General features: G+C 41.8%; 13 protein-coding genes. 11 read left to right on the top strand and 2 right to left on the bottom strand.

Annotation, left to right across the window (positions count from 1 at the left end):
* Positions 1–135 precede the first annotated feature (135 nt).
* From CDG76_RS01215 to aspS, 3 genes are all read left to right on the top strand, one after another.
* On the top strand, positions 136–405 hold the full coding sequence (locus tag CDG76_RS01215) for a hypothetical protein (protein ID WP_094347292.1): 270 nt from the start codon (positions 136–138) through the stop codon (positions 403–405).
* A 146-nt stretch (positions 406–551) separates the two neighbouring features.
* On the top strand, positions 552–1,205 hold the full coding sequence (locus CDG76_RS01220; protein WP_223265094.1) for a hypothetical protein: 654 nt from the start codon (positions 552–554) through the stop codon (positions 1,203–1,205).
* Positions 1,206–1,724: 519 nt separating this feature from the next.
* Positions 1,725–3,512: an aspartate--tRNA ligase gene (aspS, locus tag CDG76_RS01225; protein ID WP_094347294.1), complete on the top strand. Its 1,788-nt coding sequence runs from the start codon at positions 1,725–1,727 to the stop codon at positions 3,510–3,512.
* A 323-nt stretch (positions 3,513–3,835) separates the two neighbouring features.
* Here aspS and CDG76_RS01230 read toward each other — a convergent pair whose 3' ends face one another.
* Positions 3,836–4,129, bottom strand: a complete 294-nt coding sequence (locus CDG76_RS01230) for a hypothetical protein (RefSeq protein WP_094347295.1) — start codon at positions 4,127–4,129, stop codon at positions 3,836–3,838.
* Between the two features lie 386 nt (positions 4,130–4,515).
* On the opposite strand from CDG76_RS01230, the gene CDG76_RS39545 reads away from it, so the two are divergent.
* The 4 genes from CDG76_RS39545 to CDG76_RS01250 all read left to right on the top strand — a co-directional run bounded on the left by CDG76_RS39545 (position 4,516) and on the right by CDG76_RS01250 (position 8,284).
* A complete protein-coding gene (locus tag CDG76_RS39545) occupies positions 4,516–4,890 on the top strand; it encodes a DUF3011 domain-containing protein (RefSeq protein ID WP_442946365.1) in 375 nt (124 codons plus the stop codon).
* Between the two features lie 345 nt (positions 4,891–5,235).
* Complete coding sequence (locus CDG76_RS01240; RefSeq protein ID WP_094347297.1) at positions 5,236–6,516, top strand: M16 family metallopeptidase; 1,281 nt, start codon at positions 5,236–5,238, stop codon at positions 6,514–6,516.
* A gap of 138 nt (positions 6,517–6,654) precedes the next feature.
* Positions 6,655–7,518 (top strand): fructosamine kinase family protein, encoded by an 864-nt coding sequence (locus CDG76_RS01245; protein ID WP_094347298.1) that lies wholly within the window; start codon positions 6,655–6,657, stop codon positions 7,516–7,518.
* Between the two features lie 127 nt (positions 7,519–7,645).
* Entirely contained in the window at positions 7,646–8,284 is a 639-nt protein-coding gene (locus tag CDG76_RS01250; protein ID WP_094347904.1) for a histidine phosphatase family protein, read from the top strand.
* Between the two features lie 264 nt (positions 8,285–8,548).
* On the opposite strand, the gene CDG76_RS01255 is transcribed toward CDG76_RS01250, so the two are convergent.
* On the bottom strand, positions 8,549–9,412 hold the full coding sequence (locus CDG76_RS01255; RefSeq protein WP_094347299.1) for a helix-turn-helix transcriptional regulator: 864 nt from the start codon (positions 9,410–9,412) through the stop codon (positions 8,549–8,551).
* Between the two features lie 356 nt (positions 9,413–9,768).
* On the opposite strand from CDG76_RS01255, the gene CDG76_RS01260 reads away from it, so the two are divergent.
* The 4 genes from CDG76_RS01260 to cas7d all read left to right on the top strand — a co-directional run bounded on the left by CDG76_RS01260 (position 9,769) and on the right by cas7d (position 14,241).
* Entirely contained in the window at positions 9,769–10,020 is a 252-nt protein-coding gene (locus CDG76_RS01260) for a DUF433 domain-containing protein (protein ID WP_094347300.1), read from the top strand.
* Positions 10,017–10,376 (top strand): DUF5615 family PIN-like protein, encoded by a 360-nt coding sequence (locus CDG76_RS01265; protein WP_094347301.1) that lies wholly within the window; start codon positions 10,017–10,019, stop codon positions 10,374–10,376. The genes CDG76_RS01260 and CDG76_RS01265 overlap by 4 nt, the downstream gene beginning before the upstream one ends.
* Before the next feature lie 122 nt (positions 10,377–10,498).
* The gene (locus CDG76_RS01270) at positions 10,499–13,195 is read left to right on the top strand and encodes a CRISPR-associated protein Csc3 (RefSeq protein WP_094347302.1); all 2,697 of its coding nucleotides are present in this window, start codon (positions 10,499–10,501) and stop codon (positions 13,193–13,195) included.
* A gap of 17 nt (positions 13,196–13,212) precedes the next feature.
* On the top strand, positions 13,213–14,241 hold the full coding sequence (cas7d, locus tag CDG76_RS01275; RefSeq protein WP_094347303.1) for a type I-D CRISPR-associated protein Cas7/Csc2: 1,029 nt from the start codon (positions 13,213–13,215) through the stop codon (positions 14,239–14,241).

Raw genomic sequence — 14,241 nt, forward strand, 5'->3', positions numbered from 1 at the left:
TCATATATTCTTCTATTCTAAATTCATTATTTTTTATTCAAATTACAAAACTGTAATTTAGAAAATAAGAAAGTTGTAATTTTGAGGTGGCTCAATTAGAAATATGAACACCCTAGCTTTTGAAGGTTGATTTTTATGAATATTCGTCGAATCTTAGCCGTAGCAGCGATTCCTTTTTTGATTGGTACATTCGGTTTTGTTGCACCCAATCAGGCAAATGCCGCTAATCCATCTCATCGGAACGCCGAGATTTCACAACAGCCCAACAAACGGCAAATATCTGAGAAAAAACCACAAATCAGACATTCTAAACCCCGTCCACATCAGAAAAAGCGTACTCCCCAACGTCCCCAAGCTCATAATCAAGAAGCAGTTCAAAACCGGGTAGAACGCAATAACCGTTAATTAATGCACCCTTGCATTTCGCCTCGCCTTTAGTGGCGATCTCGTCAGAGTATTGTTGTTTCTAAATTACAGTTTTGTAATTTAGAAACAGGGCAGACTGTTATTTTGAGAAGACTTAATTAGAAATATAAACCTTTGGAGATTTAATGATGAATATTCGTAGAGTACTAGTGGTGACAGCGATTCCTGTTCTGGTTGGCACATTTGGTTTTCTTTCACTCAATCAAGCAAATGCTGCTAATCAATTCGAGCGAATTGCACAGGCGCAACAACCACCCAATCAACCATCAAACGAACGGCCGCGTCCACCCAGACCTGATTTTGCAGCCGCAGCAACAAAATTAGGAGTTACAGAAGCACAGTTAAAGGCGGCGTTAGGAGTTCCTGCCAATCCGCCAAATCCAGGCGATCGCAGTCAGCGTCCACCCAGACCTGATTTTGCAGCCGCAGCAACAAAATTAGGAGTTACAGAAGCACAGTTAAAGGCAGCGTTGGGAGTTCCTGCCAATCCGCCAAATCCAGGCGATCGCAGTCAACGCCCACACAGACCTGATTTTAAAGCCGCAGCGACAAAATTAGGAGTTACAGAAGCTCAGCTAAAGGGAGCGTTAGGAGTTCCAGCCAATCCGCCAAATCCAGGCGATCGCAGTCAACGTCCACCCAGACCTGATTTTAAAGCCGCAGCAGCAAAGCTGGGTGTCACTGAACAACAGTTGATTGACGCGCTAGGTGTTCCACCTCATCCTCCTGGCGATGGCGGAGCCTCTCCCCAAGGAAACCGTCCTAATCAACCAAAATAGTAAATAGACTACGCGGTAGGGGCGCAAGGCCTTACACATAGGTGTCAACTTAACGCTAAACCCGCTTGGTGAGAACGTTTTGCCCTCACCCCCAGCCCCTCTCCCATCCGTGAGAGGGGAGCTAGACATTCAATTCCCCTTCTCCTTTGGGAGAAGGGGTTAGGGGATGAGGGCGTGAGGGATTTGCAAAACGCCTGTCCGATATAGTTTTTGGCTTAAGTTGACACCAATGGGCCTTGCGCTCCTACGACAGGTGTGATTCTAATACTGCTCGGTTAAAGGGAAAAAGGAGTGGAAGGCTAGATATATAAGGCTTTTCTCCTTTAAAATGAGTCCCTTTCCCCCAAAACCCGACAAGTATTGGGTGTGGTTCAAATACATGAAAACTGCTGTATATATAGTGTGAGATTATTTGATTTTTTCTTTCACCAGAACTACTACAATTACTATTGATGCTAGATAATGGGAAGGCTTTGACATTTTCTTGCCAATCTAGCCCGGAAACAATAACTAAGACTTATGCGAACTCACTATTGCGGCGAACTCCGAAAAGAACATATTGGAGAAACTGTTACCTTTTACGGATGGGTAGACCGTCGCCGCGATCATGGTGGTGTGATATTTTTAGATTTACGCGATCGCTCTGGAATTGTCCAAATCGTCAGCGATCCGCAACGCACCCCAGATTCTTACGAATATGCGAATGCCCTACGAAATGAATATGTTGTCAAAATCACTGGTAGGGTAACACAACGTCCCGAAGAATCGTTGAATACCCGCATCCCCACAGGCGAGGTAGAAATCTACGCCGATAAAATTGAACTACTCAATGCTGTTCGCAAACAGTTACCTTTCCAAGTTTCTGTAGCTGACACCGAGACAGTACGAGAAGACTTACGGCTGAAATATCGTTATTTGGATTTGCGACGCGAACGTATGGCGCAAAATTTGCAACTGCGTCATCAAATTGTCAAAGCCATGCGTCGTTATTTAGAAGATTTGGAAGGTTTTATCGAAGTCGAAACCCCAATTCTTACCCGTTCTACCCCCGAAGGAGCGCGGGATTACGTTCTACCCAGTCGCGTCAATCCTGGTGAGTGGTATGCTTTGCCGCAATCACCCCAGCTATTTAAACAATTGCTGATGGTATCCGGCTTAGATAGATATTATCAGATTGCCCGTTGCTTTCGTGACGAAGACTTACGCGCCGACAGACAACCAGAATTCACCCAGTTGGACATGGAAATGAGCTTCATGTCCCAAGAAGAAATTATCGAACTAAATGAGAATTTAGTTTGCCATATCTACAAAACAGTTAAAGGGATTGAGTTACAGCGTCCTTTCCCCCGTCTTACTTATGCTGAGGGGATGGAACGCTACGGTAGTGATAAACCAGATACACGCTATGGTTTGGAATTAGTTGATGTCTCAGATATCGTCAAAGACTCTGGTTTCAAAGTCTTTCGGGACACTGTTACCAATGGTGGTATCGTCAAAATCCTCCCCATTCCCAACGGTAACGATGTAATTTCTAATGTCCGCATTAAACCAGGTGGCGATTTATTTAAAGAAGCCAGCGAAGCCGGTGCTAAAGGTTTAGCTTATATCCGCGTCAGAGATGATGGCGAAATTGACACCATTGGGGCGATTAAAGACAACTTAAGCGAAGAACAAAAACAAGAAATTTTGCGCCGTACAGGTGCAAAAGCTGGACATTTGCTGTTGTTTGGGGCAGGGGAAGCTGCTACAGTTAATAAAACTTTAGATAGATTACGACAAGCGATCGCTAGAGAATTTGACTTAATCGATCCCGAAAAAATCAACTTGCTGTGGATCACAGATTTCCCGATGTTCGAGTGGAATGCTGACGAAAAGCGCCTAGAAGCATTACACCACCCGTTCACAGCACCGCATCCTGATGATTTGAGCGACTTAAAGACTGCACGCGCCCAAGCTTACGACTTAATACTCAACGGGGTAGAAGTTGGCGGCGGAAGTCTGCGGATTTATCAGCGAGAAATTCAACAGCAAGTGTTTGAAGCGATTGGGTTATCTCCTGAAGAAGCACAAAGTAAATTTGGCTTTCTTTTAGAAGCATTTGAATATGGTACACCGCCGCATGGTGGCATCGCCTACGGTTTAGATCGTTTGGTAATGTTGCTAGCTGGAGAAGAATCGATTCGGGATGTCATTGCTTTTCCAAAGACACAACAAGCACGTTGTTTGTTAACAGATGCGCCTTCGAGTGTAGATGCTAAACAGTTGAAAGAATTACACGTTGCTTCGACTTATAAACCAAAGTCTTAACTCGACTTTATCAAGGAAGGCAGGAGGCAGAGGGCAGAAGGCAGGAGGAAAACTGCCCGACGCTCACAGACTCGCTTGCCGCCGGCGCTATCAGCAAGAACTGCTGCGACCAAATGGGTCTTGGGTTTAAGACCCCCACTGAATAAGAATTCAGTGGCTTCAATTCAGGAGGGGTCGAATCCCATAAGTGAATTGCTCTTTCTGCCTCCTGCCTCCTGCCTCCTGCCTCCTTCAAAACTGCTGATGGGAAGACAACATCATATTAGAGGGGACTGAAAGAGAAGAACCAACCAAAAATAGCGATCGCTTCCAAGCATCTCAAACTACTCAACCTGAAGCTTCTCAACCAAAACTTTCTGCCCACGGTGGAAATGAGAACAGTCTAACTTAGTCTTTAGCCGGAAGTTCAGCAGGTCATAGCGAGGTTCCCCATCTGGATGACTTGCCCTTGGTGGGATATCGAGTGCTTCGATTGGATAACCGCCAATTGTGGAATCTGGAGTCACCCTAAAACTCAAACCCGGTAACTCAAGACGCTTGACTACAATGTTCCGCAAATGACGAGAATGGTGCATCACAAGCTCAACCTCAACTTCAATATAAATTAGCAACGCCATTATTGTATTTTTTAGTATTTTCAACAGCTTTTAAAGGCAACAAAGATACAAGTAAGTACCTGTAACTTTGGTGAGCAACAGGCTGTAATTACTTTTTTATCTTCAGCACCAAACGGAAGCCAATGAGCTATTTATTATCATTTCACTAAAGACTATCAACGGCATTGGAAGTGGGGTTGTTGCAGGGTTGAACATTTAAAAAAGCTCAATAAAAACCCTTGCAAAGGTTAAGTGCTTGATGGAACCTATTGTATTTGATGAAGTTCGGAATGCAAAGAATATTTGCATTTAATCTCATTTATTCATTAGCTCTGAATGCAATTTGCTAGAATTACTATAGTTTTTGTTTCTGAGATTTGGAAGAAATCTAGCATTTTATTATGATTATGCGCCTTCCCAAAATTGCTGCGACCTTTCTGGTTGCTAGTCTTAGTATTGGTACACTTTTGAGTATTGCTGCCCCAGCTTCGGCTCAAGAGATAATAACTTGTTCAAGCCAAAATAATCGAAGGAATACTTGTTCGGTAGATACAAGAGGCAGAGTGAGGCTTGTTAGGCAATTGTCTAACACCAGTTGTAGAGGGAATTGGGGCTATCGGAGAAATCGTATTTGGGTGAAAAATGGTTGCCGAGCTGAGTTTTCAGTTGGCGATCGCAGAAACGACAGATATGACAGAGATAATAGAAACGATAGATATGATAGAAACGATAGATATGACAGATATGACAGAGATAATAGAAACGACAGATATGACAGATAGGAGACTGGGTGTTGCATTAATATAGTTAAACAGATAGTTAAGCAGAATAGTTAAGCAGAAATTAAGAAACTTACTTCTGAATTCTGAATTCTGACTCCTGAATTCTGCTGTATTTTGACTTTTCAAACATCCTCTTGTGATTGACGAATAAAAAAATACTCAACTACTTCTTGTGAGGTGGGCTTCTCGCTATTAGCGTCAACTTAAGGCAGATACCCTGTCAAGTCTTTTTTGTGTCTCTTGCTAATGCGATCGCTTCTTCTTTTGTAGAGAAGCGATCGCAGTGCTTATTTTATAGTCGCAGATAAGATAAGAGAGTAACATGCTCCTCACACACAAGTAGCAATGACCTCAACCCTGCGGAAATTTCCCCGTCTCAATGCTCCGACGCTGCACCAGTTGCCCAATGGTTTGACAATCATTGCCGAGCAAATGCCAGTTGAAGCCGTAAACCTCAACTTATGGATAAAAGTTGGCTCTGCTGTAGAACCTGATGCCATTAACGGCATGGCTCACTTTTTAGAACACATGATTTTTAAAGGAACAGAACGACTCGCTAGCGGCGAATTTGAACGTCGAATTGAAGAACGGGGTGCTGTTACCAATGCTGCTACTAGCCAAGACTATACTCATTACTATATAACTACTGCCCCCAAAGATTTTGCCGAGCTTGCGCCACTACAAATAGATGTAGTATCGAATGCGAGTATTCCTGATGATGCCTTTGAACGTGAGCGATTGGTAGTTTTAGAAGAAATTAGGCGTTCAGAAGATAATCCCCAACGGCGTACATATCGGCGGGCGATGGAGACAGCCTTCGATCGGCTACCCTATCGCCGTCCGGTATTGGGGCCAGAATCGGTGATTGCCGGACTGAAACCCCAGCAGATGCGGGATTTTCATGCTAATTGGTATCAACCGCAGTCAATTACTGCTGTAGCTGTAGGCAATTTGCCAGTAGAAGAATTAATTGCAACTGTTGCAGAAGGATTTACAAAAACTACTCCCCAGCCCAGTACAGACGGGATTAATCGCGTCTCTCCCCTTAATCCTGAATCACCATTTACAGAAATTGTCCGTCGAGAATTTATCGATGAAAGTCTGCAACAAGCAAGGCTAGTGATGGTTTGGCGAGTTCCAGGAATGACTCAGTTAGATCGTACCTATGGATTGGATGTTTTAGCCGGAATTTTGGGACACGGACGGACATCAAGACTGGTGAGGGATTTACGGGAGGAACGGGGATTAGTTTCTTCGATTTCTGTGAGCAACATGAGCAACGAGCTACAAGGGATATTTTATATTTCAGCTAAATGTGCAGTGGAAAATTTAGCAATTGTAGAAGATGCGATCGCTCAACACATTAGCAAACTACAGACAGAATTGATCGCAGAATCAGAAATTGCTCGTATACGGCAGCGAGTAGCTAACAGATTTATATTTAGCAACGAAACACCAAGCGATCGCTCTGGGTTGTATGGTTATTATCAGTCTTTGGTGGGAGATTTGGAACCCGCCTTTAACTACCCAGCGATAATTCAGAGCCAAGACGCAACAGACTTGATGCAAGTAGCCAAAGAGTATCTATCTCCTAGCTCTTATGGTGTAGTTTTTGTCAAGCCGTAAATTAAAAGTTGGAAATAGGGCATGGGGCATTGGGCATTGGTAATTAATCAATAATTAATTATTCTTCCCCTGCATCCCCTGCCTCCCCTGCCTCCCCTGCCTCCCCTGCTCCCTCATCCCCCACTCCCCAATTTAATCATGTGGACTCAAATCGACGCCCATATTAGCCAGGTGACTGGCGAAAAATTTCAAAGTCAGCAACGGCGATCGGTTGGTGGCGGATGCATCAACCAAGGTTATGCTGTCTCTAATGGTGAGATAACCTATTTCGTCAAACTTAATCAAGCATCCCAAGTTGCAATGTTTGAAGCTGAGGCGTTGGGTTTAGAGCAAATGATCGCAACAGCTAGTATTCGCATCCCCAAACCAATTTGCTGGGGTACTGCTGATAATTCTAGCTACATCATCCTGGAATGGTTGGAACTTGGTAGCAGTAACAGCAAGTCATGGGAAGAGATGGGGCGCAAGTTAGCGGCAATGCATAAAGCTAGCAGCAGTCAAGGTTTTGGCTGGAAAATTAACAATACTATTGGTTCCACGCCGCAAATCAATACTTGGACAGCAGACTGGACGGAATTTTATATTAAACATCGCCTGGGTTATCAATTTCAGTTGGCAAGGCGACGGGGAGGTAATTTCCCCAAAGAAGACAAGCTATTAGCAGCTATCCCTGAACTATTGGCAGATCATCAAGTACAACCATCCTTAGTACATGGCGATTTATGGGGTGGAAATGCTGGGTGTACTGCATGGGGAGAACCAGTGATATTTGATCCAGCAACTTATTTTGCGGATAGAGAAGTTGATATCGCCATGACAGAATTATTTGGTGGGTTCCCCGCAGGGTTTTATAAGGGTTACAACGAGGTGTTTCCGTTAGATGCAGGCTATGAGCAAAGAAAAACGCTTTATAACCTGTATCACATTTTGAATCACTTCAATTTATTTGGGGCTAGTTACGATTCGCAAGCCAATAGGATGATTGACCAGATTTTACGATAAGGGATGCGGATTGTGGTTGATTGGCTTTTTTGGTTGATTACTTTGTCCTGGTGTCACAGACTCGATTGCGAGATTGATGGTATTTTATTTTTGCACAAACTCCTTTATCCCAATCGCGATACAAGCTATGACACTTAATTTATATTTACTGCGACATGGAGAAACTACCTTTAGTCAAAGTGGTAATTTCTGCGGTGAAACTGATGCGGAGTTGACTTCTGAAGGTATGCAGATGGCATCCGCTTTTGCCGATGTTTATCAACAATTGAAGTGGGAAGGTGTTTATGTTAGCTCGATGAAGCGCGCAATTGCAACTGCCAAGCCATTTTGTGATGCTATCGGTATAGATATGCAGTTGCGTGACGGACTTAGAGAAGGTAGTTACGGCGAATGGGAAACTAAGAGTAAATCGTTTGCCCAAGAGAATTACGCAGAAAACTATGTAAAATGGGTGACAGAACCCGCTTGGAATGCACCACTAGGTGGAGAAACTGCGGTAGATATTGCTAACCGTTCTATGCCTGTAATTGCTGAAATTCAAGAAAAACATCCCCAAGGTAATGTTTTAGTAGTTTCTCATAAAGCTACGATTCGGATTATGCTTTGCAGTTTACTGGGAATTGATTTGGGACGCTATCGCTATCGGGTGAATATTTTGGTCGCGTCGGTAAGTATGGTTAAATTTGATGTTAATGGCCCTTTGTTAGAAATATTAGGCGATCGCCATCATATACCCGATTGTATTCGCTCTCGTCCGGGAACATAATAGTCTCTTAGGGACTTGCAAAAAATAAATTATCCCAAATTATTTCTAGATTTGTAGGGGCGCAAGGCCTTGTGCCCCTACAATTGGATATGTTTTTAACTAGAAGGCGCTGCTTCGCCCGCCTTAAGAGCGATCGCGTGGGTTGACAAAGCCCTCAGTAAATAGGAGATTAATTTGATCGAGTGTGAGAATTTCTGCCCTGCCGAACCAATTTATTCTCATAGGTTCTAACCTATATTAGGCAAGATGCCTATCCCACAAGACTTAACTCCTGGTTTCGATATCGTATAAATTGCAGAGGGTGAGGAGTTTTTGTTTAAGGCGATCGCGCAGACTCTCAGGTGATACAATCACGCAATCTTCCCAATACCGGGATACTTCTCGAATCAGCCAGAAAGGATTAGCTACTCGCCGCACCACCTGACGCACATCATTATTCATGTCATCCTCAATATCATCTTCTTTCGGTTGATAGGCTTTAGCTAGCCAACCTCGAAAGTGTAATTGCACTTTTACATAATCAAGTTCACCCCGCCAATCTCCACTTGTAGGGACAACAGACTTAATTCGCTCAAAGCTTAAGCAACGATTGTGCCAAAGTTCGCTTAATTCTGGGATATCGTTTTCTACGTCTGCTGTCTCTTCGCACCAAATCATGAGATAGAAGCGTTTCTCAAAGAAGCGCACTTCAGCGTGACGAACTTTGTAATCTAATTCCTGACCTTGAGAGTTGAAATAGAGAAGATAGAAAGGCTGTTTTGCTTTACTTAGCTCTTCTATCGTATTTCGCCATTCCTGGATAGGTTGACTAAGTTGTTTCATCAGCAATTGACGAAGAGGCGTTTCGAGATTGCCCCGTTCTAGTAAAAGTGCAAGTACAGTTTGCGCTTCTCCTATGTGACCTGCATCATTCAAAGCTTTTATAGCCTGCTGTAAGGCATTAATTTGGTTAGAGTCAAGCGTAAAGGGCTTTCCGACCTCTACAGATTGTTGTGCGATCGCCACTATTAAGCCCGAAATACTCGGTTCTTTGCCCCAAGTGATATTGAGTTGGCGAGCGATCGCTTCTAATTGTTCCTTAGTTCCTGGCGGAATTGACAGTGTAATCGTTTCTTTTTTTCTCGGCATCTATAAATTGTAATTATACTATTGACAGAAATGGTATTTATAGCTATTTTATATGTATACCAAGTTAATCAATAATTTCAATACCAAAAAACACAATGTTACTCGCTAGGCAGATACGAAAAAAGCCAGAGCTATACCCTGGCTTGCAACCCCTGATAGGGATTTATAAAATTGTGTTAACGCCTTGATCACATCTTTTCTACATTTTCAATCCCTGCTAGGGATTAGCGTACAGTTTCAAGGCTTCTTTAGTATACATCTCAAAAATTTCGGTGAACATTTTTTTGTAGAACTAGATTAACTTTATCATTTTTTTCCTACAGACAAGAATATGTTATATTCAGGAGAACTAAACCATGAACGAACAAACATTACTAGAAAGAATTACATTTAACCCCCAAATCTTTGGCGGTAAACCGATCATTCGAGGTCGTCGCCTAGCTGTTGAACATATTTTAGGAATGTTAGCAGTAGGAGATACTATTGAAACTTTGCTAGAAGCTTATCCCTGGCTAGAACGGGAAGATGTACAAGCCTGTTTAGTCTATGCACGAAGGTTAGTTGGTCATGAACGAGTTGAACCTTTATTGATAGAGTATCCAAGGTGAAAATACTGCTAGATACTTGCATTAATGCTAGGGTGCGTATTGATTTACAAACAACTGGGTATGATGTAGTTTGGTCTGGAGATTGGCCAAAAGATCCAGGTGACGAGGAAATTTTAGCAACCGCCTATCGTCAAGGTAGGATTTTAGTCACCCTTGATAAAGATTTTGGAGAGTTAGCAATTCTGCGGGGAAATCCTCACTGTGGTATCTTGCGCTTAGTTAATCTCTCAACGAAAGAACAATCAATAGTTTGTTTGCGGGTACTTCAGCTTTACGGAAACGAATTATTCTCTGGTGCAATTGTAACTGCTGAATTAGATAGAGTCAGAATTCGCCCACCTGAAAATAGGGCTTGAAAATTTATTCAATAAAAACTCGTACTAGTGGCACAAGAAATTAAGACAGACTATGGTGATTGTTGACCACTTGGTGAGAGTGAGTTTGGTATTAAATCTATTTACAATTTATATCTCTCAATATGATTAAGCGCAGTCGGCTTTTAAATGCTCCTCCCAAAACCTTGGAGGAGCGTTATTTCAGTGAAATCCGCCCCCGGCTTTACGAAAATCATGCACATCACCATCAAACTGGTGTGAGAACGGGTACGACCCTTGCAGAGCATCTTGATTCTGCGTGTCAATTTCTTTTGACAGTTAGCCGAATAGCAGGAGTAGCAGAAGATAAAAGACCTTTGTTACTAGCAGCAACTGCTGTACATGACCTGAATAAATTAGAAGGTTCCCAAGGGCGTAATGTCAAAACCTTAGCGAGAAACCACGAATTTTTACAAGAACAACTTGAAAAAGCTTGCGTAATAAAATTCGTAGTTACAGAAGATGACTGGGAATTAGTTAGAAAACTAATTGAACGTCATTCAGATCATCATGTGACCGATGGTTCAAGGTTTTTGCCCGAAGACGAGAATATTGACCGTTGGGCAGCGATGGTTACAGGTTCTGACTTATTTGATTTAGGAATTCCAGAAGCAAAACGTTTTCGGAAAGTTCAAAATAAGTTAACTATTGCATTTAATCGACCTTCTAATCTTTTCAGAATACGCATATCTGAAGACAAAGGCTATATTACAGCCCTATTGCTGGGTGCTTGCGAAGAGGTTTTAGAAAAGTATGGGTTAAATCCTTTAGCAATTTTCCCTGATGGCGAACTTTTTGAAGGAGAAGCTTTACCAAATGTAGATTTTACAAAAGAAATAGCTGCTGTTTGGCAAAGTAAAATTGACCAAGTTTTTGGGAATAATATCGAAAGACTTGTCAGACCTACCAAGGATGGTATTAAAGTTACTTATCAAGCCATCCAACAAAACATTGAGGAAGTTTTGGTAAATGTTGAGGCTCTTTTAGAAAGGAAAAAAGCTGGATATAAATCAGACAAGATTGCTAAAGATGTAACTAAGTGGGGTGATGCTGCTGGTGCAGATGCACTAATAAAAGCGGCTGAACTTCAGTTATTACCTGTAAATAATGCAGAGGAATTTGCCATATCTGAAGGTTTAAAAGCAGCTTACCTCAGTTATAGAGAATCAGGATTAAGCCCTAAAGAAGTTTGGGATAAAATTGCTCATCATACGGGTATATCCGAACTTCAGCGTACTGCAATTGAGCCATTTAATGGTCAATATGGGCGACCTTTATTTGCTGCTAAGGCTGCTGTTAAAGGAATTGAGGGTATTAAAGAAGCTCTACAAGAATCTTTCCAACTAAGAAAGGAAAGTACACAAATATCTGAAGAAACAGAAGTATCTGAAGAAATGATTGCAGCCGTTAGCCGAATGGTAAATTTACCTTTTGCTATTCGGTTAAATGGAGCCAATGATTTAAATGCTTATGTAGAAGCAAATCCCAGACAAAGATGCTCTTTAGGTTCTACTTCTACTGATATAGATGAGCTAATTTCAGATAATATGCCCCCTGGTACAAAAGTACAGGCTTTTTCTAATCGCTTACCGGGTGGTATCAGTGCTGAACCGAAAAGACAAGCAGATTCAATTGCAGCTTTAGCTTACCAATTAATGGCAGTCGGTGCGAACTTTCCTGCTGTTAAAAAACAAGACCCGCTTTATTTGCACTTAGCATTACCTAAAGGTTCTGCTCCAGAACTGTTGATAATTTGGCGTGAACTTTTAAAACAACTTGCAGCGACAAATGCTGAAGGTGGTACTGTCACTATTGATGAATTAAAATTATATAAAGATAACCAGCTTGAATTTAAAGCTAACAAAGTAGTTGGTTTGGCATTGCCAAAGCGTCCTGATTTTGTTCATACATCTGTCATTATTCCTTTACTTTGGGGAGATGTTAATAGTTCTTTAGCTTTACTAAAATCACTGAGGCTTGCTTTAGAAATTTCCTTGTCTTTAGATATTGGCTTTCCTTTTACCTTGAGTAGCAATCTAGAAGTTGAGTTATCTAATGATGTTTATGGACGAATAGAGGGAATTCCTTCTGCACTGCAAACTTTATTAGGAAATGGACAATATCAGCAACGCCAAGATGCAGAAAAAATTCTTGAGCGACTACGTTGCATTGGCAAACTAGCAACATCTATTGCAAGTATTCAGAAAGCTGATGATTGTTTGTATGATTTGGCTCGTGCTTGTGTCAGACCAATTGAACTTTATTATGTCTTGCTACGTTGGACTCTGCGAGAACAAGATGAACCAAACTTGAGTGTTATTTGGAGTCGCATTTGTGAGCCGTTAAATACTTTACTGGAGAGCTTTATGCCGGATGAAAACTTACTCTTAACTAAATATCTTCGAGAAGCTGCTCAAGTTGCAGCAGAGGGAAAAATTTGGGGAAGTTCTTTTAAACGAACTGCTCAAGCAGAACCGTTTACAGCTTTTATTGCTGCTATTCGTTCTCAAAAGCCTTATTTGGGTTTAGATGTAATTTTTGCTGCTTTAGTACAGCAATATCATACTCGCTTAGACCGTATCCGTGAGCATCACGTAGGTGCAACAAAGTATGAACAAATCAAGCGTTATTACGAGCTATTACGAAAACTTTATGAGGAGGTTTATTCAGCACGTCCTGAAAAGTTTTTATCTGACCAAAAAACTTTAGAAGCTGCTTATTTATTCTTCCTTGAAGAAGCACGTAAACAACTAAAGAGTCAATCGGAAGATGAATCTATCGAAACGACTACAACTGTTTAAATAATTAGGAGTTTTTCATGCCCATTTCAAAACTTTCCTCGGTTCTAGCAACAAGTTATGAGAACTTCCCCAAAGGACGTTTTATTACTTTAGTTGTTTTAAGGACAACCCATTCTGAAACTATCTTCCGCACAGAAGGTTCAGGTGAACCAATGTGTAGCGAGTTTGTCCAAGCTGGTTTAGAGGGTGAAAATCAAAAAACTATAATTCAACGCTTGGTAATGACTAAGCGTAAACAAGTCGCACCAGAAAGACGCTACGGACGAGAACATTTAAGAGCGCATGAGCTTTTATACACTAACCCTAAAGATGGCTCTCTTTGTTCCTTAAATACTAATGCACCTTGTGAAATGTGTGTAGATTGTTTCCTCTACGGCTTCGCGGCTGGTGGGGGCGGCGCTCAAAAAAGTCGCATTTGGACTGAAGACGCTTTTAGTATTTTACCTGCTAGTGATGTTGTAGGCGATCGCACCATAAACGCCATCTACGAAACTGGCACAATGCGCGATGAAAAAGGTAACGCATCAACAGCTTTAAATACCAGCGAATACATCAAACCAGGCGTGCATTTTCTAGATGTCGTCACCCTAAAAGATGTAACTGCGGATGAACTGCGTTATATCATCGGTAACATTCTGTTCACAAGTCGTTATGGTGCAGTTTCCAGTCGTGTTGGACGCATGGAAAACGAGATATTAGGTGTATTTGGTAGTATTACCGAACTTCCTAGTTCTCTGGAACTTGTACAAGCTACCTATGACGTATTAGGTAAGCCTTTAGAACATCCCTTGAATATTAATCAATTAATTACAGCCAGCAAACAAGTAATTGCTAATTGGAAAAATAAGAGAGGGGTTTCTGTGCAACTATCTGAAGAAGAATTAGCAAATTTGCTGACTGATGTAGAAACTAATTGGTCAGAAGCAGAACGTGATAATTTCCTCAAGCGTTTAACGCAATCCTATGAATCCTTCCGTCAGGTTGCACCTGAGAAGAAAAAGGCCAAAGCTAAAGCCAAGAATACACCAGTTGAAGTAGAGATTTAG

This window comes from Nostoc sp. 'Peltigera membranacea cyanobiont' 210A (assembly GCF_002246015.1).
GTDB lineage: Bacteria > Cyanobacteriota > Cyanobacteriia > Cyanobacteriales > Nostocaceae > Nostoc.